The following is a 21,913-nucleotide window of genomic DNA, read 5'->3' on the forward strand; positions in this document are numbered from 1 at the left end:
AACTTCCTTCGTTGTCGCGATGCCTTTTGTCCCAACAAGATGGCGCCGTCACAGCTAGAGTCCATTGAGGACTTGGAGTACTGCTGGGTAGGCAATGAAGGTCAAGAAACCGAGGAACAGCAGAGCCACGGGCAGGGCCATGCGTTCGGTGGCGGCTTGGGCCTCGGCTTCGGAGTCGGTGAGCTGGTGGGTGCGCAGGGCCCGCGCTTTCGCGGCGAGCGACGCGCGGATACGGGCGCCTTCGGTGCCGGCCAGCGCGAGCGAGGCGGCGAGCTCGGCCAGCTCGGTGATGTCGAGTTCTTCGCCGAGCTGGCGCAGGCCGGCCCAGGGGGTGGTGCGGGTGAGCTGGGCGGCATGCAGGGCGTGGCGGACCTTGCCGAACGCAGGTCCGTGGCCGACGGTGACGGCGTCGATCAACGCAGCCTCGACACCGGCGCCGCCGGCGAGGGTGATCCACACCAGGTCGAGGAACGCCGAGAGCGCAGCACGAAACTCGCGCCGGCTGCGAGCCGCCCTCGCCCGGACATCGAGGTCGGGCAGGAGGAAGCCCAGCGCGGCCAGGACGATCCCTCCCGCCAGCGACACCTCGGTGCTCAGCGCCGTCCCGGCCGCGGCGAGCAGGGCCTGCAGCAGCCCCGGCGCCAGGAGCCCGGCGAGGGCGAGGAGGCCTTTGACGGCGAGGTGGGTGTCGGCGCCGCGGCCGACGATCCGCAGGTCGGTCTCGATCGCAGCGCCGGGCAGGCCCAGGGCGCGCAGCGCCGGCACGACCAACCGACCCCACCGTCGGACCCACGCAGCGTCACGGGTCGTCGTGATCGGCTCCGCGGATGGTGGTGCGAGCGCGGCGAGACGTTCGCCCAACGCAGGGTGGGGCGGCAGGACCCAGGCCAGCAGCAGCCAGAAACCGCCACCTGTGCCGACGCCGAGCAGGAGCGCGGGAATCATCGGCGGTCACCCCCGTCCGGCCGTTCCTCGGCCACGCTCGGGATCGGTGTTTCCAGGGTGAGCGGGCGATTCTGGCCCGTGCTGGTGGCGATTTGCGTGAGCCAGGCGAACCCGGTCGCGAACACGGCGCCGATGAGCAGGAGGACAAGCTGGCCGCCGGCCGTGTTGTAGACGTCGAGGTAGGCGCGGTCGAACACCACGACGCCGCCGGCGAAGACCAGCGTGGTGGCGACGACCACGCGGACCGAGGTGCGGATGCGGGCGCGGCCGGACTCGATCCGCATCCACGTCGCCGCCTGCTCGCGCGCGGTGGTCGCGAGCGAGCTGAGCAGGTCGGTGAGCTGGTGGGCCTGCCGCTCGGCGGCCAGCACCAGGGCGGCGAGGACGAGGTCGGCCATCGGATGGTCCAGTTCCCCGGCCAGCTGCCGCAGTGCCGGCGCCAGACGCTGCCCGCTGGACAACCTGGCGGCGAGGCTGGTGATCTCGGGGCGGATCGGGGGCGGGGCGAGGCGGGCGGTTTCGAGGATGGCTTGCTCGAGCCCCGCGGCGGCGGACAGGACGTCGCGCAGCATCTCCGTCCACCCGGCGATCGCCTCGATCCGCGCCATCCGGCGCGCGAGCACGCGGTCGGGGCCGACGAGCCGAGGGAGGAACCAGACCGCCGCCGCGGCCAGCACCACGCCGACCATCCAGCCGGTCACGGCTGCGGCCACGATGCCCGCGCCCAGCGCCACGGCCAGGCGCAGCAACACCCGTCGATCCCGCAACCGGCGTGCGAGCGCCCGGATACGGCCGACCTTGAGGCTCGTGGGCGTGTCACGACGTGGGACGGAGAGGATGAGCAGCACGCCGCCGGCGGCGCCCGCACCGAGACCTGCGGCGATGACGGTGGTGGGGTTGATCGTCATGACGTCCACCACCCCTCAGGCTGGGTGAGCAGGGCCGGGTCGAAGCCGGCGGCGACGAGGTCATCGAGCGTGTCGGCGCGCAGCGCGCCCGCCACGGGCACGGCGCGGCGGTCGGGTCCGCGGCGGTAGATCTCGTTGGAGATCACCGCCGGGCCGTCGGCGTCGATGACCTCGCGGATCGAGGCGATCACCCGGGTGGTGCGGTCGGCGGCGCGGTCGAGGTGGACCACGAAATGCACCGCGCTCGCCACCAGCAGTGCGGTCGCCTCCAGCGACAGTCGTTCCGGGCCCTGGGCGGCGTAGGAGGCCAGCCGGGTGAAGGCGATCTTCGAGCTGGACGCGTGCAACGTGGCCATGGAGCCGTCGTTGCCTTGGGACATCGCGTTGCACATCGGGATGACCTCGGGCCCCCGGATCTCGCCGACGATCACGCGGTCCGGGCTCATGCGCAGGCCCCAGCGGACCAGCTCGGCCTGATCGATCGCGCCCTCGCCCTCGACGTTCGCCTCCCGGGCCTGCAGCGCGATGACGTCGGCGTGCAATCGGGGATCGCGGTCCAGCCCGAGTTCGAAGGCGTCCTCGATGGTGACGATCCGCTCCGCCGGGTCCATCTCCGAGCCCAGCGCACGCAGCAGAGTGGTCTTGCCCGCGCTCGTGCCGCCGGTGATCAGCACGTTCTTCCGCGCCCGCACCAACGCGCGTAAGAACCGCTCCAGCCCGGCGTCGATTGTGCCGCGGCGGCGCAGCTGCGCCAGCGACGTGGTCAGGTAGCCGTGCCGGCGGATCGTGCATGCCGTCACTCCGGCCGCCGTCAGACCCAGCACAGCGAAGAGGCGTTCCCCGCCGGGCAACTGCAGGTTCAGCGCGGGCGAGCCACGGTCGAAGCGCCGCTCCTCCGAGGACGCGCGCGCCGCGAGCGTGCGGATCTGCTCGGTGAACTCCTCATTCGATCCTGCAACCGGTGAGGCCTGGGTACGGCGGCCGTCGGTGTGCTGGAGAAACACCCGGTCGAAGCGGTTGACCACGATGGTCTCGACCGTCGGATCGGCCAGCAACGGCTGCAACCCGCCCAGGCCGAACACCTCATCCAACACCTGCTCGACCAGACCCTGCTCGGTCGCGGCAGTCGGTAGCGCGCGGCCGGCGAGCAGCTCGGCTTCGCTGTGCGCGACCATTTCAGCCTCGAGCACCTCGCGGCCGATCTCCCGCCGCCGCGCCGAGCTCACCGGGGCGCCGTTGGCAGTCTCGCCCTCGATGCGCGCTGGGAGGTTCGCGGTCAGTGCGGTCCGCAGTCGTGTCCGCAGGCGCTGCTCGGCGCCGCTCTCAGCTGGCTGTGCGCTGACGCGGGCCGGGTCGATGGCGGTCATGCCGGATCCGTTCCGACAAGCCGAAGGTGATGACCGTTGTTCTCCAGCGTGGTTGGCCAGGCTGGCGGCGTCGGCACCGGGCGGAGTCGGTCCAGCGGCGGTTCACGCAGCTGAACCACCTCCCCGCCGGGCAGACGGACCTGCTGCGCCGGCACCCCCGGCACGCCCACCGCCGCGACGGCCGGCGACCGTGGCGCCGCCGTCGCAGCCAAAACACGGGCAAGCGCGGTGACCGACTGCTCGAACCCACCGGAGCCGCGTCGGCGGACGCGGGAAGTTCGCCGGCCGCTGAACGCGGCGGCACCGACCGGGTCATCCGGGATACGCCCGATCGCCGACACGCCAAGCTCGCGCTCAACCTCCGCGGTCGCGTAGCCCTGGCCGGTCAGCAACAGCCCGGGCCGCGCCGTCCAGCCGGCCAGTTCCGGCAGCCGCGCCGCGGCATGAGCGAGGTCCTCGACACGAGTCCGGCACATCAGAATCAGGGCGTCTGCCCGACGGGCGATCGCCTCGGCCGGCGAGCCGCGGTCAACCCGGCCGCAATCGGCCAGCACCACCACGCCCGGAACCCGCGCGAGCACGTGCAGCACCGGGCCGGTGTGCGCGGTGACCATCGTGTGCAACGCAGCGCGCGCATGCGGCCCGCCGGGCGGGGCGACCAGCACCCGCGGTCCGGCCGGCAGGGGCTGGGTGTGCTCCCACACCGCCGCCGGGTCCTGCACGCGACGCACGACCGCCGCCAAGCTCACCAACCCCGGCGCGGTCGGCAGCCCGAACCGCAGCGCGAGGTCGCCACCGGACGGGTCGACCTCAGCAACCAGCCGGCAGGTGGCCTCTGGGTGCGGCCACCGCGCGGCCAAGCCCATGGCCAGCGTGGTCACGCCGGGCGAACCCTTCACCGAACACAACGCGATCAGCATCAGCGACCACCACCCGCAGGCTGAAGCACCAACGCCAACTGCGCGGCCGAGGCCTGCGCCAGCTGCGCCGCGCTCGCAGTGTCGAGCTCAAGCGACACCACGCAGCTCGAATCCGCGCCCGCAGGCGCGACACCGAGAATGGTCGCCAACCACGATGTGCCCGGCGCCGTTGCCTGGTCCCCGGCGCCTGGCGTTCCGGCCGCCGTGACGACCACCGCGACCGCGGCACCAGCCGCGAGCTCCGGCGGGAACTGGCCCGGCTCCAGCCCAACCGCCACCACAGCACGCCCCACAGGAATCGCCGCAGCGCCGACGGCGTCCGGAGTCAGCAGCGCGCCGGAGCCGAGGCTGGTTGCCATCGGGCGACCCACGACGCTGGACGCCTGACCCGCGGGGATGACCATGACCCCCGCCGCGGGCGAGACGTCGACGCTACGCAAGTCCGTCGGCACCAGCACGTGCCCCAGCGCCACCGGACGCGCCACAGCCAGCACTGGCTCGCGGTGGGCGTTGTTGCCGGCCCACCACAGCGACCCGCCGACGCACACCACGACCAGCAGCACCCCGGCCACCAGGTGCGGCAGTCGCCGCCGGCCGCGTCGAGCCGCCGGAACTCGGCGCGATCCCGACGAGTCAAGCCACGACACCGTTCGGAGCTCGTTCGACGACGAGCGCCCCCGGGTGGGGGTATCCGTGCTGGTCATGATGCAACCTCCAGGCATAGATCACCTGCACCACGAATTCGCGAAAACGCAGTCAGGAGGGGAAAAGAACGACTATTCGATTGAGAACTCTCCGGCCCTAGCCGGTTCCCAGCGCTTGAGCTTCAGCGACTCGCAACGCCGCCGACGCGCTGGTCGTCAGGTCCGGGAATGTCCCCGACGCCCCCGCACCGGCCCACGCGATCCGCCACGAAACCGTGGCAGTCACCCGAAATTGTTCCCCCGGAGCTCCCGCCGAGGACCGCTGGTACGTGTGACCGCAGTCCGGCGACGCCGCCCTCGGATCACCTCTACTAGTGAATGGCGTGCCCGGCCCGGTGCACGTCACCGTGCTGCCGTCGCCCATCGACCACACCACCGACACCGGCGTCGCTGTCGCGGTCACCGAGACCGCCGGCACCGCCGCAGTCGCCGTCCTCGACAACCACCCATCCCGATCGAGCCACAACCACGTTGGCAACCGCACCAACTGCGTCCCCGCCGGACTCGATGCGATCAGCGGACTCGGCAACCGCAGCTGCGCCCGCGCCTGCGCCGCCAGCTCCTCCGGCGACGGCACCGGCGCCGCACCTGGGGCTTGCCCATCCGGAATCCACACTGGCGCGCGGAACAACGCGTCCCGTGCCCCAGTGCCCGAGCAGCGATAGACGTACCACGCGCCGCCCCCGTTCTCGGCCTGCGCTGATACCACGTGGCCCTGTTCAGCCGAGCGCAACGACACAAGACTCACGCCGCCCGCGCCCGAGCTGTAGCTAGCGGTCTTCACGCCCGACGGAAGTTGATAGTCGCTGCGCACGTACGAGCACCGCGCGCGATCGTCTTGCCCGACCTTGGTGTCGCCTGGCGGTGCCGAAAGCGCTGGTCCTTCGGGTTCATGCGGCGACCTCGGTGCACCTGGCCCCGGCGCTGGAGAAACATCGCGTCCGCCTTGCCCTGCACCGAGTGCACAACCCGCGTAGGCCGCCTGACCACAATCGACGTCTCCGAACCAGTCGCCCGCAAACGCAGGCCCCACGCACGCGAGCATTGCGGAGCAGGTCAACATCGCCGCTGTAGCAGCTCGCTCGACGCTCAGCATGATCCGGTTCCCGCTACCGCGAACCGAGTCACCCGCCAGGATCCGTCGATGCCCAGTTTGACCTCGGCGTTGATCAGGTGCTTGCCGCCGGGCTCACTGTCGGCTGGCTTGCCCGTGTCGGTCCGGTACTTCAACCAGCCGCTCGCGTCTGAGCAGTCACGGATCATGACGGTCTTCGGTGCGCTCTGCGAATCCACAGACTGAACAACCGGCACACCGACAGGATGCCCCTTGGTGATCAGGCGGTTCGCGTGGTCGGCGTACATCTGGCGCGACAGCACCGAAAGCGCGTCGCCCGTCGTGTGATCAGCCAATCGCGACGACTGCCAGTCAGACGTCGCCGCCACCGCCGCGACATCGTCCCACATCGCCAAGTACGCCGTGGTGGCGTTTTGCGCCGCGGCTTCTGCAGGAGACGTAGTTGCGCGGCTCGGGGTCGACGCTGGCACGCTTGGCCTGGCGGAAGCGGGAGCTGAGGCTCCACCAGAACCGCACGCGGTCGCACCCAGGCCGATCCCGATCACCGTGACCAGCGCGGCCGTGCGCATGCCCTTGCTCGAAAGACGCGTCATCGCTGGCCCCCAGGTCGCTGGTATCCGTTGCCCGCACGTGCACGCGTTCCCCGGATGGAACACGTCGGGCTTGGCATTCGTGCAAGGTCGACTTTCCCGTTTTGAGGTCGGCACTCGTGAACTCGTCGGTGAAGTTCACCCGATGGGCTGGGCACGACCATGTGCGAAGCGCGAACGGCGGTTGTTGTGTACATCTTGATCAAGTGAGAACCGAGGTCACCGTGCAGTTCGCGCAAATCCGTGGGTGGTCGACGCTGGGCGCCGTCGTCGTTGGTCTCGTACTGGGGGCAGCAGGAAGCCTGCTCACACGCCGGTTCGTACCGCCCGGCCACGTTGCCGCCAGGTCGTGGTGGCTGGGGGCACTGATCACGGCTGTTGTGCTGGGACTCGTGGCCTGGCGCGTTCGCGCCGGCGGCGAACCCGTGGTCGACGGATACGTGGCGGTGCTGGCGGTCCCGCTCGCAGTCATCGACTCGTGCGAGCATCGGTTGCCACGCGCGCTGTTGTGGCCACAGCTGGGCGGCGCTCTGCTCGGGTTCTCGATCTTGTGTGTCGTACGGAACGACTCCGCGCCTGGTGTCCGCGCCGTCGCTGCACTCGCAGCGGCCGCTGGCCTGTTTCTCGTCCTGGCCCTCGTGACTGCCGGAGAAGTGGGAGCCGGGGACATCAGCGCAGCTGCGGTGGTCGGGCTGGTGACGGGATGGCTCGGATGGCCGTTCGTCGGCGGTGCTCTCCTGACGGCCTCGGTCCTGGCGCTCGTCCTCGTCGCCGTCCCGGGAGTCAGGCAACGCAACGCAGCGGGTGTGGTTCTGGTGCCCTTTGGGCCGTGTCTCTACGCAGGAGCCCTCGTGATGGTTGTGGCGGCCGCGTAACTCAGGGACGACGGGCCCCGCCGAGATTTCCAGGGCTGGGGTGGCGCGAATAGGGAGGGGCGCCACCCCAGCGCGCGATGTCGAGCGCAGACCTACCGGCCCCCCGACGGGATCGGCAGCTCGAACAGATGACTCGACTCGCATACCTCCACGATGAGGTGCCGAGCTCCGTGAAGGAACTGAACGGCGAGCACAGCGGTGTGCTGATTTTGTGCCGCTTTTGTGCCGGTTGTGTCATGGTGGAAATCGTTTTCGTATCTGATCGCGTCACCTGGTCGACGCAGTCCGGCCGCGCAGGGCCCACACTCACGCGCGCCGGTGACGAATCTTGTCCGACGCTTCAACACCAGACGCCGTGAGCTCAAGTCGCTGGGTCGTCGGTTCGGAGGCGAGGTGACCAGACGCCATCAGCTTTGAGCACGCCTGAGCAACCCAGTCCGCCACCGCCTGTCCTCCGTCGGCGATGAAGAACTCGTCGTACCGACGCAGAGTTCCGCGCTCGACTCGGCGCAGGGCGCGCTGGGACGGCACATCGATTTCTGTTTCTTCTATGTTCACGCTGCTTCTCCGACCACCAGGCGGGACCGGACGGACGCGTGCTGACCGCTGAGCGCCACGCCAAACTCCTTGTCGAGCAGCACAGTCTCACGACTGGCCGGTTCAGTCCCCTGTGGACTACCGGAGTACACGTGGAGTGGAACAGACGACGGCCCAGGATGGCTACGAGGCGTAACCTCGCCCCCGTGTGTTGACCTGTCCAGCCGCGCGTGTATCTCGATTGCCGTTCGCAGCAGCGCACGCAGCTGACCCACTTCCGACGGGCGAAGAATCGCGGCACCAGACGCGTCGAACGTCAAACGCGGACCTCGTTCATCTATCGATACCCGCACGCACGAGCGTCGTCCGTCACGGTCACGGCACGACACGGCCCATGCGCGTCGCCCAGCCTTCCAACCAGCCCTGATCAACACAGCCAGAACACCATGCCGGTTGCGCACCTTCCGAGCCCGCGCCGACCGCGCTTGCCCGCCGTCACCGCCCACTTCGGCGTCACGCCGAAGCAACGAGCCCGACCTCGCGCGCATCACTGGTCCCTCATCGTTGCTCGCGCTCGACACGAGTCCTGGCTTTCGAACCGCCACCGTCGTTGAGTGTGCATCCACCGGAGTGGCCACGGCCCGGCGCCCATCGTCAAAGTTCGGGACTACCGAGGCGACGCGGGGCTCGAATGACGAAAACCACGGGCTGTTCGGGTTGCGTCGGTTCGGAACCGGTGGTGGCACCCGACCGGGAACCCGCCTCGGCAACAACGGCATCGGACCTTCAAGGTCAAGGCCGCTCTCCTGCAATGACAGAGGAAAGCACTGCGGGCAGTACTCCAGCGCGGGGCGCGCGGAACGGGTTCGAACGCAGGCGACACCGCACTCCGATAGGCCAAAGAACCGCCCGCCGCCGCACAGCCGCTCTTCGTTGCCAGGCAAAACCAGGTGGAGGAACCTGCCGCTCCACAGCCCTGGCCACCTCGTCTGCTGCGCGTTGAGGTCGTCGTTCATCAATCCCCTCCTGCACTGAGGGCGACGGACCTGGCAGCGGCCGGGGATGCGCCGCCTGGTCCGCCGCGTCCGAGGGAAGCGAGCGGCGGAGCGGAGCACCACAGCCTCCGGGGTCCGCCGACGGGCTGGTCTCCACGCCCCGCCACTCGCCTCATGAACCCGGGCGCCTCTGCGGGTAGGCGTCGCCCGGGCGAACTCGAAGGAGGTGAATCCGCTCCGGAACCGGCTGCCGCATCTGCGGGCCGGCGGCTCGTCGCGGGACGGAGGACCGGTGCCACCGCGTCGTGTACGGCATCTCCGGTCATGGCCACCCCTTACGCGGTTCCGTCCACCTTCGTCGAACGTTGCCAACGTTGCTTTGTTGACAGCATCAATGTCAACACCGGAAACATTGGAGGGCAATGACCTGTTCGGGTGATGTGCGCTTCACGGCGCCACTGCCCTATCCTGTGTTGCATGCCTGGCAACACGGCGACAATCAAGTCCAAAGCAGTCGGCGCCAAGCTGAGGAAGCTGCGAACAGATCGCCGCCAATCGCTCCGAGCTGCGGCGGCTGACCTGGGCATCGATCCCAGCACATTGCTTCGCTACGAGACCGGCGAGCGAGGCCCGAAGGCCGAGACGGTCGCCCGAATCTTGGGTCACTACGGCGTCAACAACGGCCTATACGACGAGATCATGGGCATGCTCGCCGATGTTGACGCCCCGCAGTGGCTCGCGATCTCGTTGCCAGAGCAACGGCAACAGACCGCCGCCCTGCTCGAGTTCGAAGCAGCGGCCGGCACCATCACCGAGGTTGCGCCGCTGCTGATCCCCGGCCTGGTGCAGAGTCCGGATTACACCCGCGCGATCATGTCCGGTGGCACGGTGCCGTCCGACGAGGTCAGTCTCCGCGTTGCAACTCGCCTCGGTCGCCGAGAAGTCGTGAGCATCGATAGGCCCAATCCCGCGAACCTGGTCGTGCTGGTTGGCGAGGCCGCCCTGCGGCAGGTGATCGGGACCAAGGACATGATGGTGGAGCAGCTGGACTACCTGTTGAAGGTCGCGAGCTGGCCACATGTCGACGTGCGGGTGGTGCCGTTCACCAGCGGTTGGCATCCCGCGTTGGAGGGTGCATTCACGCTGATCGACCCGCGAGCCGACGACGGGCTCTCGATCGTATTCCTCGAGAACCGGCGAAGTGGGCTGATCCTGCACGAGGACAAGGACGTGAAGGCGTATCGCGAGGCAATCCCACTCGTCTCGTCAGCCGCGCTGAGCCCCGCAGCTTCGATCGAGTTCATCGCCGATCTTGTCAACGGAATGAGGACACCATGACTGCGCCGTCAACCGCCAGCAGCTGGCGGAAGCCGCGTCGGAGCCAGAACGGCAACAACTGCGTGGAGGTCGCGCTCGCCCCGACCGAGGTCGGCGTCCGCGACACGAAGGATCGAGATAGCGGGCAGCTGTCGGTCACCAGCACGGCATGGCGCGCGCTGATCAAGAACTTCTCACGCGAGTGATCGAACCATCTCGATGCCACGGTGAGTTTCCACCGGGGCATCGGCGTGCTCGGAACGGATGCTCCGGCGCAAGTCCGCTCACGAACCTCCGACAGCTGTGCGTCGACCGACGAGCGTAGTTCACACCTTGGGGAATTCGTGATCACCGTCCTCGCTGGAGCTGTAACTTCAAAGACGCCCTCAGCACGCCCTCCCTATAGCGTGCGGAGGGCGCTTCGCATGGACTGGAGGTCCGTCCAAGCCTGGGGCGACGGCTTTCAGCTCTATCCACGCTGCGGAAGCACTCGAACCGTCCACGCCGTGGTTCAAAGCTGGGGGAAGGCGCTCAGGTTCGGGATGACATGCGTGGCGCCGGCGGCGCGGAGCTCCTCTTCGGGGGTCTTGCCGGTGGCGACGGCGATGATCACGACGCCCGCAGTGAGCGCGGCTTTCACGTCGTTAGATGTGTCTCCGACAAGCACAGTGTCTGGGTTCGCGAAGCGTGTGCCGGTGCGTTGTTCGGCGCGCTGCTGCGCGATCGTCACCAGCATCGACCGGTCAGCGTGGTCGTCCCCGAACGCGCTGGCTTCGAGGTCGAGGTACTTGTCTAGGCCGAAGACCTCCAGCTTGATCCGCGCCACCGCTCGCAGGTTGCCGCTGAGCACCGCCTGGTAGACGGCCGGGTCACCTGCCAGCCGAGCCAACGTCTCCTCCGCGTCTGGCAGCGCGCGCCCCGTTGTTCGCAGCTCGTCGCGGGCATCCTCGTACTCCTGCACGAGAGCGTCCGCCAGGCGCCCGACCTTGTCGGCCGTGGGTTCGATGTCGTTGATGCGCAGTGATTCGGCCATGATGTCCAGCTCGGTTCGGCCGGCGATCTTCGCCAGCTTGGCGAGCGGCCGGCCCGTCACGGCCGGAAAGGCGCGGTCGTAGATTGCTCGCCCCACGCCGCGGGTCTCGATCAGCGTGTGGTCGACATCCCAGAGCACCAGGGTGCGGGGAGAGCGATGGGGGACGGTCATGCGCACAAGTCTGCCAGCCGTGACGGCGCGTATCGGCCGCGTTACCATTCGCGCAGGTCAAACCTGACGAGAGGGGCAGGGGCAGGTGACCGACGAACATCTGGCGCACGTGGTCGGCAGCCGCGTCCGGTTCTTCCGGTCGACGAAGCCGTTGACGAAGACCGTCGTCGCCGGCCTGGCCGGGATCACGCCGGACTACCTGTACCAGATCGAGCGCGGTGTCAAGATGCCCACGATCCCGGTCCTCGTGCAGCTGGCACATGTTCTGGATGTCGAGCCGGGCGACCTGCTCAACGAGATACCTCCGGCTCGCCGCAAGAAGGTCACCGGCAACGCCGGCGACGCGCTGCAGCGAGCCCTGACCCGGCCGGCAGCTCCGGCTGACGCGCCCATTCTCGACGATCTGCGCGAGGACGTTGTCCGCGCCTGGCACACCTGGCAAACCTCGCCGCACCGCTACAGCGAGCTGAGTGCCGAGTTGCCCGAGATGATCGCCGGGGCGCGGGCGGCGGTGAACAGCAGCGACGCCCGCGACCGGCGAGCGGCGCACCGGTACGCCGCAGACCTGTACGGCCTCGTGCGCACCGTCACCAAACGGGTCGGTCGCGGCGACCTGTCCCTTCTCGCCGCCGACCGTGCACTGCGGGAAGCCGAGGCCGCCGACGACCCGATCCGGCTGGCCGCCGCACGCTGGAACCTGGGCCAGGTGCTCCTGGCCGACGGCAGCGTCGAGGGCGCCGAAGAGGAAGCGGTCGACGCTCGCGCCAGCCTCCAGCCCCTCATCGAGCACGAGAACGTCGACGCGCTGGCGCTGTCGGGCTCGCTGTTGCTGCTCTCGGCCATCGCCGCCGTCCGGAGTGGCAATCGCTGGACAGCCAGAGATCGTCTCCGTGAAGCAGTCCCTCTCGCCCAGCGGGTCGGCGAGCACAACGCCTGCTGGACGGCTTTCGGCCCGACCAATGTCGCGATGTTCGCGGTGAGCATCGAGGTGGAATCCGGGGAAGCCGTCGAAGGGCTACGGCTGGCCGAGACGATCGATCACGACCGGTCTCCGTCGGTTGAGCGCCGTGTCGCGTTTCTCGTCGATCAGGCCAAGGGCTACACGCAGCGCCGCGACTACTCGGGCGCGCTGCTCATGTTGCAGGCCGCAGAGGCGGAGGCTCCCGAGGACATCCAGTACCGGCCGGCCGTGCACGGCGTCCTCGGAACCTTGACCGATCGGGGTCGCGGATCCGTCGCGCGGCAGGCCGCGTCACTGGCGAAGCGCGCAGGGCTGCCGACGGTGTCGTGAAGGCACCCGAGCTGACAGTTCGAGTTACCGGCAAGTAGCGCTTTTACGGTTGCCCTTGGCAGCTCGGCGGCCGGCCGACCTCGGCCTGCAGCCGGGGCGCGGACACCTTCCCTCCGCGGGAGGGCTCCCCTCACGTTCGCGCCCGACGTCCCGGTCGCCGGGCTGCCGTCCATGGCAGGACCCGAACGGAAGGACAGCCAACGGTGAGCGATCACGCGGCAATATCCCCGGAGGAGGAGCCGCATCTGGACGCGCTCCGCCGTGCAGTTGCGCAGGGGTTTACCCCGGTGCCGCTGGCGAACGTCCCCGTCCTGTTCTACGAACGTCCACGCGGCTGCGTGGTGGAGACGATCAAGATCGAGTCGATGACCAAAGCCACTGCAGCTCACTGGAGGCCGGGCGACGACAGTCCGTGGGACAACGCACAGGGTCCCATCTGGCAAACAGATGGCGACGTGGCGACGGTCATCAATGAATTGCTGACGCTTCCACACCCCGACCCGGACCACATTTTTCCCCGTTGACCGCCGACCCCCGCACGACGGAAGCGGTCGACTCGAACCTCAAACCTGGAAGTCGAATGTCCGCCACATTTACGTTGACCACCGACGAGTGGAAGATTATCTCCGCCCTGAACGAAAACCCTTCCGGGTTGACCTGCTTGAACGTTGCACTCAAGCTCAAGATTGACGAGAAGCTGACCTACAGGATCTTGGTTGGATTGAGCGCGAAGGGTCTGACGTCGAAGGAGCACCAAGAGTCTGGTCTGGGGGTCAAAATGCTCATACATACCAGCACCGATGTCGGGCGTCGACTTCTCGCCGAGTTAGAAGAGGTCTAGGTTCTCGTGTCGAGCTCTCCCAGGCAGTGGCGACCCCACGAACCTCATAGTCTCGGTTCAAGGATTCCCGACTCACCAGAATGGGAATCCACAGCCCGCCCGCGACCCCTGCACGACTGGATAGTTCCGGAAATGACACCAGCGTGGCCCCTTGAAGACCGAGACGATTCATAAACTCGCGACCGACGCAATTCCAACTCGATCGACCTAATTCCGGTCGTATCCCTAGGAGGAATCAGTGCACCAACTCATCGCCAGCCCGTTCCTTGGCGAATATCTCGTGACACGCCCCGACAGCGAGCGTGGAGTCAAAATTCCCCAGGGTCGCTACCGGCAGCTGAAATCCGCTGAAGCCGGGGAACTCGTGCCGGAATGGCTCGAGCAGGCGGTGGCGCAGTGCTGGGGTCTGAACGTGTCCGGCCGCGCGCTGAGTGACGTCGTGCTCATCCGAAGCGAGTCGGCGCACGGGTTCGGCCGGGCCAGCTACGAGCTCAACCTCGGCTGCAACTACGACTGCGAGCACTGCTACCTCGGCCTCAAGCGTTTCGAGGGTCTGTGCTGGTCTGATCGTGAACGGCTGCTGCACATCATGCGCGACGCCGGCGTGCTCTGGCTCCAGCTCACCGGCGGCGAGCCGCTGATCGACCGCCTCTTCTCCGAGACCTACGAGTTGGCGTGGGACCTCGGCATGATGATCGGCATCTCGTCCAACGGATCGCGCTTGCACAACCCCGACATCCTGAACCTGCTCACGACCCGCCGGCCCTACCGACTCACGATCAGCGTCTACGGCGCGACCGAGGCCAGCTACGACGGCCTGACCCGCCGCCGCGGGTCGTTCCGGAAGTTTCAGAGCGGGCTCGCTGCCGCGGTCGAGGCCGGGCTGCCGCTCAAGCTCAACATCGTCGTCGCACGGCAGAACGAGCACGAGGTCGCCGAGATGCAGGCGATGGCCGAAGGACTCGGGATTCCCTATCACGTGTTCACCAACATGAGCCCGACCATCTACGGCGGACCGGAGAGCCTGCCCGCTCAGTCTCGGGAATTCCAACGACAGCGCAAGCCGTTCGGCGGCTGCAACGCCGGAGTGACGTTCTTCCACGCAGACCCGCACGGCGTCGCCTCGATCTGCAAAGTCGGGCGCGACCCCTCGGTCAACCTGATGTCCGAGGGCGTCGCAGGGTTGACCAATCTGGCCGGAATTGCCGAGAAGCTGCAGACCCGCACCGGCGGGTGCAGCGGGTGCACCCTCTCCGGCACGTGCTGGGTCTGCCGTCCGCTCGCGAAGCTGTACCAGCAGGCGAAGGCGCCGCTGGGCTCGTACTGCCAGCACCGAGGGAGGTGAAACCTCCTGACCGCTGTCCTGATCGACCTCAAGCCGCCATCCGCGATGGCAGCCGACCTCGGCGAGATCCAGATCGTCCCCGATCTGGAAGCCCTGTCCGAGGAAGGCCGGTGCAACTGCGCCGCCAGTGACGACAACCCCTACTGACCGACCGCGGGCGGGCGTCGGGGCGTCCGACGCCCGCGCCCGCCCGACTCTGGCTTACGCTCCAGATCACCAGCGCTTGCCAACCTCACGAGGACCGACACCACCCATGGCCATCCCGCGCCAGCACTGGGAAGAACTCCCCGAGCCCGTTCACGACGCCGTCGAAGCCCTGCTCGGGCCCATCCAGACGGCCACCACGGTCGGCCTCGGGCAGAACTCGGCCATCGCGGCGGTCCTCGCGACCCCGCAGCGGCGCTTGTTCGTCAAGGGCCTGCGTACCGACCAGCGTGCGGTCGTTGCCCAGCAACGCGAAGCGTCGATCAACCCACACGTCCGCACCGTGGCACCCGAGCTCCTCTGGCGGCTCGAGATCCACGGCTGGGATCTGCTGTGCTTCGAACACCTCGACGGTCGGGCCGCCGACTACTCCCCTGCCTCGCCTGATCTGCCGCGACTGGTCGACACCATGCGCCGACTGGCCGCCCTGCCCTGCCCGGACCTGCCGCCCACGGTCTTCCGACCTGCGCAACTGCGGTGGGCCGAACTCATCGACGACCCCAACGCCCGCCAGCAACTCGCCGGCGACACGATCCTCCACACCGACTACAACCCCTCGAACATCATCGTCACGAGCACCGGCGATCTGAAGATGATCGACTGGGCGTGGCCGACCCGAGGAGCCGCCTGGATCGACCCGGCATGCCTGGTCCCCAGGCTCATCGCCTGGGGTCACACACCTGCGAGCGCCGAAGCCGTCGCCGCGCAGTGCCCGGGCTGGACCGACGCCGATCCAGCGATCATCGATCTCTTCGCCGCCGGCCTCACGACCATGTGGGACGCCATCGCTCACGACGAGCCGGGTGAAGACTGGAAACAGACCCTAGCCACGTCGGCCAAGCAGTGGCTCGAGCATCGGACCGCACCCGCCTCCGCCTGAACCTGGCTCGAAAACCGCCAGGTCATCTACTCGAATTTCGGTAATCACGCGTTTCTGTCGGACGTCGCCCTCGTATTTGATCTCTGTCACGCATCGCCACGAGACAGCCCGGAGGAATCGTCGTATGGCCAGCCAGCTCCAGGAAGCCGCCAGCCAGATCCAGGCGCTCGCCAGCAACTTGCCTATGACCGCCGTCCAAGCGATCACCCAGGAACTGGAGAGCGTCGCCACCCACGCCGCCGCGATCGTCGGCGGCACGCCACACGAAGCGGTCGTTACCCAGATCCAGCAGGTCAGCCAGGAGATCGGGCAGTCTGTCGGCGCGCAACTCCAAGGCCTCGCGCAGCAGCTTGAGCAGGTCGCCGCCGCGATCGCCGGCGGTTCGTAGACATCTTCTGGAGCGCGTCCGGCAGGGCCGCCTAGGAAGCATCCGCCATCCGGTCCCGCGAATCAGCAGCGAGTACAGCAGGCCCGAGATCGGGTCGGCAGCGCGCCCGTCGGATCATCGCCGGCGAAGGGCGATTGGGTGCGCTCCGACGGCTCGAACGTCGAGCTTCAGAGCGGAACCCGCGACGAGTACTACCAGCAGGCAATCGAGTTCGTCGCCACGAATCTCCCGCCTGCCCAGCGAAAGGTCGCACGCCTCGCCTCACACATGGAAGTCAAGGTCGCGATCGAGATGAGGAACAACGGCCTCACCGAAGAGACCGTCGTCATCGACCGCTCGGTGTGCGGCACCAGGGACTTCGATAATTCGGCCCCGCTGACCTGCGACAAGCAGCTCGAGACGACCTTCCTCGCCCCCGGCTCCACGCTCCACGTCGCGCAGCCGGACGGCAGTACCATCACCTACACAGGACGGGAGGAACAAACATGACCCTGACCGCTTACGGCCCCACCTACCGAAACGGTGAGGAAGGTGGGTTCAACCTCGAACTCACCAGTGACGACGACGTGCGCCGGCTTGTCGACCTCCTCGCCCCGGACGACGTCTCCACCGCCACCATCGAAGCCGAGCACGGCGTCGTCGACGCCCACGTGCATGGCGACTACGGCTACCTCCTCTACAACGGCGAGGAGATGATCTCCGCCTTCACCGACGGAGACCCCGCATCGCCTGAAGTCACCGACTCCGAGACAGGATTCCCAGCCGGGTCAGGGGTTCCGCTCGATCTGTTCATCAAGGCGCTCGTCGAACTCCTCCACACCGGCCGGCTACCTCAGGCAGTTCGGTGGAACGGCGCGGCGCTGCCTCAGACCGACTGAGGCACGGCATAGCCGTCAGCAGTACCAGCAGGTGGCCCAGCCGGCTCGCCACCTTCGCGCCGGAGCCTTCGACGGCCGATGAGCTCCCGGCGGACCAGCGTTCCTGCCAGTCACCCAGCAACAGCCTCGCCTTCGCAGTCGTGGAGCCCGACATCTACGACACGCGCTTCGCGCCATGCCGACAACTTCAGTAGGCACAGCAGCTCTGAGCAGGGGGATCCGTTACTAGCGCTGCAGGCATCGTCAGCCGTCGCGTCGGCGCCACTCAAGCAGAGAAATCACCTGCCCATCACCTTCATCCCGACCTGTCTCTTGTTCTGTCGGAGCCAGGTCGACACTCGGGGTGCGCGACGTCACAGTGCGGAAAAGTTCGGACGGGACTCGACATTGTTCTATGAGCTCTTCCGCACCGATTCCCTCGTGATCGAGGAGTTCCACCGCGCGCGGAAGAAGCGATGGTTGTTCGATCGTCGTCACGAGGCCCGGCTCGTTCCGCCGCCATCCCCGGCTCGAGACTGTGGTCATGGCATTGCGGTATGACACGTCGCTGAGGCGTCCGAGACGCCTGGCCCGGTATAGCAATGCCTGCATACTGACGCCCCACTGCTCCTTCAACCGCGCCAGGGTCCGCCAGGCGCTGCTGTTCATCATGGTCGGCAATTGGTCAAAGATCTGGTCAGCTGGCATCAGCAGCGCGGCGGCGAACCGGTGTGCCTGATCTTCGACAATCCGCCCGCCGGGCTCGGCGTCGCTGTGCATCACCAAGTGCCCGAGTTCATGAGCGACGTCGAAACGTTGCCGGTAGTAGTCACGTTTGATCGGGTTGAGCACGACTACGGGACGCAGCTTGCTGTCGAACGAGTAAGCGTCGACTGACGCCGCTTGTGGCGGGCTGAACACCACGAGCACTCCATGGTTCTCAAGCAGGCGCACCAGGTGCCCCATCGGTCCTGGCTCCAGCACCCACGTGTCGCGCAGGGCGCGCGCGGCTCGTTCCGGGTGGTCGCTGGTGCGATCGTCGACGGACACCGGATAACCCGGTACATGGGGCTCCGGGAACTCAACGTGACGTTCAAGACTCAATGTGATGTCCACCGCGAGCTGGCCGTAGGCATAGGCCTGGTCCCTGGCGAGCTGCGTGGTCGACCGCAACGAACGGAAGTGCGGGGTGGAGCTGACGGATGCGACATCTTCAGGGCGAACCGCGAAGAAGCCGGGGTCTACGGACAGTCCCAACGCCAGCTGTCCGACCGTGGCAGCAGTGGGGTGCTTGGCGCCCGACTCCCAGTTCGCCACCGCTGTCGCGCTCTTGCCGATCTTCGTCGCGAGCTCACTCTTGCGCAGACCAGCTAGGTGCCTGGCCAACGTCAGCCTGGCACCGTCGAACGCCATGACGACCTCTGCCGCCCGGTCTCCTGATGACCTGTTAGAGCCCACCTGCACCACTGTCGCGATCGTTACGTCGTTCTTCCGCGGACCGGCGCAGCCGGACCGGAGCATCCGACACCGTGCTGGGGCCGGTCGGCAGCGGCGTTCCGCCAGTCCGGCGCCCGCCATCAGCCGGGAGCATACCCAAAAGATCTTGCTTCCAACGCCAGGCCTGGCCGCCACCCGAGTTCAGACGAGCTCGGCCGAAGACCAACTCGATGTTCCCACTGATCGGGTCGAGACTGTGCGCAACGACGTACGTGACAAGGTCCAGATCCTCATCCAAGACCTCGAGTCCGCCGAGCTCTTCCAGGAACGCATCCTCGAACAAGGACGGCTGTGAAGGCTCCGGGTCACGCTGGCCTGCCACGCGTTGTTTGGTCGGGCTCTTCTGCGGCCACGGCAGTGAGTCCAACTTTCCGAAGTCGCACGACGCGAGAAGGAATCGCAGCTGCTCGAACACCCAACCCGGGCTTCCGTTCAGGTTCGAACGGCGCACGAGGCCTGCGTCCAACTTCGGCATCGTGTCGATGTCCCGCCGAGTAAGCCCCTCGAACAGAAGATCGAGGTCAGCATCGTCATCACCCGATCGCACTGCGTATCGCTCGCACGCGAACACTCGATCGAGCCGATCTCGAAAGAGGGTGTAGCGCATGCTGCCGAGCAATGCTGCATCGTGCCCCTCGGCCTCGGAGTAGATGTCCAGCGCGCCACTCGTAGCGGACAGGTACGCCCATGTGACTCCCTGGAGCACACCTGCGCCACTGAGGCTCTCGATCACGTCCTGCGGTTCACTCACAAGAGGAAAGCTACACCATGGCCAGTATTTTGCGCTTCAAACTCAACCTATACGGCGTGTTGCGCGTTGCCTTAACAACCTGGCACACAAAGTAGTCGTCGACAACATCGACACTGTCGACAAGGCCGCGTCATCCCTCCACGGCCTCCTGCCCCATCTCTCACGCGTGTTGCCGAGTATCGCCTTGACCTCGGCGATGTCGGCACAGGCGGACTCAGGTCGGCTGGCGCGTCCCGATCTGGCGCGCGGCGCGGATCACTTGCTCGAAGTAGGCGCTCGGCGTACTGAAGTTGCGAGGCTGCGATGCGTCCCCCGCAGCTGGTCCATGAACATGGCCGCCTCGGCTTCGACGGAGAATAGTTCCCGCCGGATGCGGGCGATGCCTGCTGTGTCGCACAGACCGCGATCGGCGGCAGGTGCCGGGCCGCCCGGACTAGAAGCCCAAGCAGCAGTGTGCCCTGCGCCGATTGCGGGACCACGCAATCAACGCAGGGCAAAGGAGAATCCGCGTGCAAATCGGTGCTCTACTAGAGGCGCTTCACGGATGAGTCGAAGTTGTTGCCGCCGTAATAGGTGAAGTTGTACCGGGAGTTCGGCGGATCACAGTTTCGTCGGCCGGTGTAGTTGTACCCCTCGTACAGGCAGAAGTTCCACGGTGAGCGGTTCCACTGCGCGCTCGCGGCCTTGTCCAGGCCCTGGTTGGCGAGGTTCGGCGAGCCGGTCTTGAAGAAGGCCATCGCTCCTGCACCGTCGTAGCCGTCAAAAAGACAGTAGTAGCCCTGTGGGCAGCGGTGCCATCCACCAGCCTGGCCCGTTACGACTCCGTTGCTCTTTCCCGAGCCGACGATGGACTGCTGGACTTCGGCCCGGAACGCACTCTCCGACCAACGCGCGGTCGCAGCGTGCGCGGGAGCCTGAACGAGAACGCTGCCGGCCAGCAGCAATCCGAGCGAGGGCAGGAGACAGCGGGCTGTTTTAGACATAGGTGTTCCCTTCGATGAATTGCGTACTTTCGATTCGAAGGACTTGCCGACCACTCAAGCCCCGCGCGACCTACCGCTCAGGCCGGCTGGCTGCTCCGCGGACGGAGGCAGCCTCGCGGACCTGCTTCCACGATTGGCAGCGGTCACACCAGGCGTAGCCGGGGCCAGCAGCAGGATCGGCCGCCAGGTCGTCGAGGGTGTTCTCGTCCGCATCGCTGACCGTGCTGCGGTGACCGCATTGCAGCGTGTAGTGCGCCACGTTCCTCCTTCTGTGTTCGAGCGACATCTCGCCCGGAGAGCCCGCTGGCGGGCCCGCGAAGTCGCCATGGCGGGTGGCGTCCGGCGACGACGGACGCCACCCGGCCGGCATGCGGATCGACCGAGTGACGCGGCGGAGACCCGGCGGTACGCGTCACGCTGAGGGGGTTGCCGGTTCGCATGAGTCCACTGTGGCCATTCGTGCACACGACCGGAAGCGATGAGCGAACACAGCCGTGTCCTGATTGTGTGCCGACGTGGTGACAGTCTTGGCAAGAAGAAAACAGTTGCCAACGAACAGCAATCCGCGCACTCCGTGGCTCCGTGATCAACTCTGCGGTAGCGTCGAATTCGAACCTGGCGAACAGAGGGGGATGGATGGGCAAGCTGTCTGGGCACGTCGCCGTGGTGACCGGTGGAGCGCGCGGCCTGGGACGCCAGATCGTCGAGGCCATGGCGGGCGAGGGCGCCGCGGTGGCGATCGCCAGTCGTCACGGCGATGCATGTACGGAAGCCGCTGAGCAGATCAGGCGGGACCACGACGTCGACGCCATCGGCGTCGAGTGCAACATCGGGTCCTGGAGCGCATGCGACAGCCTCGTCGAGACCGTCTACGCGAGGTTCGGCCGCGCCGACGTGTTGGTGAACAACGCCGGCATGGCGCTGCCGTACCGGACGATCGACGACCTTGACGAGCGAATGTGGCGCAAGGTGCTCGAGGTGAACCTCCTCGGCGCGGTCTCGCTGTCTCAGAGCTTCGGCGCCAGGATGGCCGAGGCCGGCAGCGGATCGATCATCAACATCACGTCAACCGGCGCGGTTCGACCGAAAGATCCCTTTGTTCCGTACGCGGTGGCCAAGGCGGGCCTGAACACCTTGACGCAGGCGCACGCGCAGGCGTTCGGCCCGATGGGTGTTCGAGTGAACGCCATTCAGTGCGGCCCATTTCGGACACGAATGGCCGAAGCGTGGGATGAGAAGGCTGTTGCCGTTCTCGAACGCACCGCCGCTCTGCGCCGGATTGGCGACCCGGAAGAGATCCGCGCCGCAGCGGTGTACCTCGCCACCAGCGACTCGGCGTTCGTGACCGGCACGATCCTTCAGCTCGATGGTGGCGCGACCTTCTGAGCCCTCGAAATTCGCTTCGCAGTGTCCCGGGTGGACACGCCGGATAGGATGAT

At 67.3% G+C, this 21,913-nt stretch carries 23 protein-coding genes and 1 pseudogene; 12 read left to right on the plus strand and 12 right to left on the minus strand.

The window, feature by feature from the left end; genetic code table 11:
- Positions 1-54: 54 nt before the first annotated feature.
- The 6 genes from K1T34_RS47750 to K1T34_RS54190 form a co-directional block, all read right to left on the minus strand.
- Positions 55-945, minus strand: coding sequence for a type II secretion system F family protein (locus tag K1T34_RS47750; RefSeq protein WP_220241401.1), 891 nt, complete (start codon positions 943-945; stop codon positions 55-57).
- On the minus strand, positions 942-1,853 hold the full coding sequence (locus K1T34_RS47755; RefSeq protein ID WP_220241402.1) for a type II secretion system F family protein: 912 nt from the start codon (positions 1,851-1,853) through the stop codon (positions 942-944). The genes K1T34_RS47750 and K1T34_RS47755 overlap by 4 nt, the downstream gene beginning before the upstream one ends.
- Entirely contained in the window at positions 1,850-3,220 is a 1,371-nt protein-coding gene (locus tag K1T34_RS47760; RefSeq protein ID WP_220241403.1) for a CpaF family protein, read from the minus strand. The genes K1T34_RS47755 and K1T34_RS47760 overlap by 4 nt, the downstream gene beginning before the upstream one ends.
- Positions 3,217-4,140, minus strand: a complete 924-nt coding sequence (locus K1T34_RS47765; RefSeq protein WP_220241404.1) for a carbon monoxide dehydrogenase maturation protein — start codon at positions 4,138-4,140, stop codon at positions 3,217-3,219. Before K1T34_RS47765 ends, K1T34_RS47760 begins: the two co-directional genes overlap by 4 nt.
- Positions 4,140-4,844, minus strand: a complete 705-nt coding sequence (locus K1T34_RS47770; protein WP_255638086.1) for a hypothetical protein — start codon at positions 4,842-4,844, stop codon at positions 4,140-4,142. The genes K1T34_RS47765 and K1T34_RS47770 overlap by 1 nt, the downstream gene beginning before the upstream one ends.
- 1,089 nt (positions 4,845-5,933) lie before the next feature.
- A complete protein-coding gene (locus K1T34_RS54190) occupies positions 5,934-6,512 on the minus strand; it encodes a hypothetical protein (RefSeq protein WP_255638087.1) in 579 nt (192 codons plus the stop codon).
- A gap of 203 nt (positions 6,513-6,715) precedes the next feature.
- Between K1T34_RS54190 and K1T34_RS47780 the strand changes: the two genes are divergently transcribed.
- Positions 6,716-7,384 carry a prepilin peptidase gene (locus K1T34_RS47780; RefSeq protein WP_255638088.1) on the plus strand — a complete coding sequence of 223 codons (669 nt, stop codon included), beginning with the start codon at positions 6,716-6,718 and terminating at the stop codon, positions 7,382-7,384.
- 306 nt (positions 7,385-7,690) lie between these two features.
- Here the strand turns inward: K1T34_RS47780 and K1T34_RS47785 are convergent, their stop codons facing one another.
- The gene (locus K1T34_RS47785; RefSeq protein WP_220241405.1) at positions 7,691-7,942 is read right to left on the minus strand and encodes a hypothetical protein; all 252 of its coding nucleotides are present in this window, start codon (positions 7,940-7,942) and stop codon (positions 7,691-7,693) included.
- Positions 7,943-9,393: 1,451 nt separating this feature from the next.
- On the opposite strand from K1T34_RS47785, the gene K1T34_RS47790 reads away from it, so the two are divergent.
- Positions 9,394-10,254 carry a helix-turn-helix transcriptional regulator gene (locus K1T34_RS47790; RefSeq protein ID WP_220241406.1) on the plus strand — a complete coding sequence of 287 codons (861 nt, stop codon included), beginning with the start codon at positions 9,394-9,396 and terminating at the stop codon, positions 10,252-10,254.
- Positions 10,251-10,439: a DUF397 domain-containing protein gene (locus K1T34_RS47795; RefSeq protein ID WP_220241407.1), complete on the plus strand. Its 189-nt coding sequence runs from the start codon at positions 10,251-10,253 to the stop codon at positions 10,437-10,439. Before K1T34_RS47790 ends, K1T34_RS47795 begins: the two co-directional genes overlap by 4 nt.
- Positions 10,440-10,744: 305 nt before the next feature.
- On the opposite strand, the gene K1T34_RS47800 is transcribed toward K1T34_RS47795, so the two are convergent.
- Complete coding sequence (locus tag K1T34_RS47800; RefSeq protein WP_220241408.1) at positions 10,745-11,437, minus strand: HAD hydrolase-like protein; 693 nt, start codon at positions 11,435-11,437, stop codon at positions 10,745-10,747.
- Positions 11,438-11,522: 85 nt separating this feature from the next.
- Here K1T34_RS47800 and K1T34_RS47805 point away from each other — a divergent pair, with 85 nt between their 5' ends.
- The 8 genes and pseudogenes from K1T34_RS47805 (at position 11,523) to K1T34_RS47840 (ending at position 17,264) form a co-directional block, all read left to right on the plus strand.
- Entirely contained in the window at positions 11,523-12,728 is a 1,206-nt protein-coding gene (locus tag K1T34_RS47805) for a helix-turn-helix domain-containing protein (RefSeq protein ID WP_220241409.1), read from the plus strand.
- A gap of 203 nt (positions 12,729-12,931) precedes the next feature.
- Positions 12,932-13,252 carry a hypothetical protein gene (locus K1T34_RS47810; RefSeq protein ID WP_220241410.1) on the plus strand — a complete coding sequence of 107 codons (321 nt, stop codon included), beginning with the start codon at positions 12,932-12,934 and terminating at the stop codon, positions 13,250-13,252.
- Positions 13,249-13,569 (plus strand): hypothetical protein, encoded by a 321-nt coding sequence (locus tag K1T34_RS47815; protein ID WP_220241411.1) that lies wholly within the window; start codon positions 13,249-13,251, stop codon positions 13,567-13,569. Before K1T34_RS47810 ends, K1T34_RS47815 begins: the two co-directional genes overlap by 4 nt.
- Positions 13,570-13,807: 238 nt before the next feature.
- Positions 13,808-14,914: a radical SAM protein gene (locus K1T34_RS47820; RefSeq protein ID WP_220241412.1), complete on the plus strand. Its 1,107-nt coding sequence runs from the start codon at positions 13,808-13,810 to the stop codon at positions 14,912-14,914.
- A gap of 253 nt (positions 14,915-15,167) precedes the next feature.
- Positions 15,168-15,998, plus strand: coding sequence for an aminoglycoside phosphotransferase family protein (locus K1T34_RS47825; RefSeq protein WP_255638089.1), 831 nt, complete (start codon positions 15,168-15,170; stop codon positions 15,996-15,998).
- A 124-nt stretch (positions 15,999-16,122) separates the two neighbouring features.
- Positions 16,123-16,386, plus strand: coding sequence for a hypothetical protein (locus K1T34_RS47830; protein WP_220241413.1), 264 nt, complete (start codon positions 16,123-16,125; stop codon positions 16,384-16,386).
- A 54-nt stretch (positions 16,387-16,440) separates the two neighbouring features.
- Positions 16,441-16,875: pseudogene (locus tag K1T34_RS47835) on the plus strand (DddA-like double-stranded DNA deaminase toxin); the annotation flags it as partial.
- Positions 16,872-17,264: an Imm1 family immunity protein gene (locus tag K1T34_RS47840; protein WP_220241414.1), complete on the plus strand. Its 393-nt coding sequence runs from the start codon at positions 16,872-16,874 to the stop codon at positions 17,262-17,264. The pseudogene K1T34_RS47835 and the gene K1T34_RS47840, both read left to right, overlap by 4 nt.
- A 243-nt stretch (positions 17,265-17,507) precedes the next feature.
- Here K1T34_RS47840 and K1T34_RS47845 read toward each other — a convergent pair whose 3' ends face one another.
- The 4 genes from K1T34_RS47845 to K1T34_RS47860 form a co-directional block, all read right to left on the minus strand.
- Positions 17,508-18,656 carry an XRE family transcriptional regulator gene (locus K1T34_RS47845; RefSeq protein ID WP_255638090.1) on the minus strand — a complete coding sequence of 383 codons (1,149 nt, stop codon included), beginning with the start codon at positions 18,654-18,656 and terminating at the stop codon, positions 17,508-17,510.
- Positions 18,657-18,690: 34 nt separating this feature from the next.
- A complete protein-coding gene (locus K1T34_RS47850; protein WP_220241416.1) occupies positions 18,691-19,491 on the minus strand; it encodes a hypothetical protein in 801 nt (266 codons plus the stop codon).
- A 527-nt stretch (positions 19,492-20,018) separates the two neighbouring features.
- Positions 20,019-20,528, minus strand: coding sequence for a peptidase inhibitor family I36 protein (locus K1T34_RS47855; protein WP_220241417.1), 510 nt, complete (start codon positions 20,526-20,528; stop codon positions 20,019-20,021).
- Between the two features lie 16 nt (positions 20,529-20,544).
- A complete protein-coding gene (locus K1T34_RS47860; RefSeq protein ID WP_220241418.1) occupies positions 20,545-20,733 on the minus strand; it encodes a hypothetical protein in 189 nt (62 codons plus the stop codon).
- Between the two features lie 377 nt (positions 20,734-21,110).
- Here K1T34_RS47860 and K1T34_RS47865 point away from each other — a divergent pair, with 377 nt between their 5' ends.
- On the plus strand, positions 21,111-21,860 hold the full coding sequence (locus K1T34_RS47865) for an SDR family NAD(P)-dependent oxidoreductase (RefSeq protein WP_220241419.1): 750 nt from the start codon (positions 21,111-21,113) through the stop codon (positions 21,858-21,860).
- The last annotated feature ends 53 nt before the right edge of the window (positions 21,861-21,913 follow it).

The organism is Amycolatopsis sp. DSM 110486, from assembly GCF_019468465.1.
Lineage (GTDB): Bacteria > Actinomycetota > Actinomycetes > Mycobacteriales > Pseudonocardiaceae > Amycolatopsis.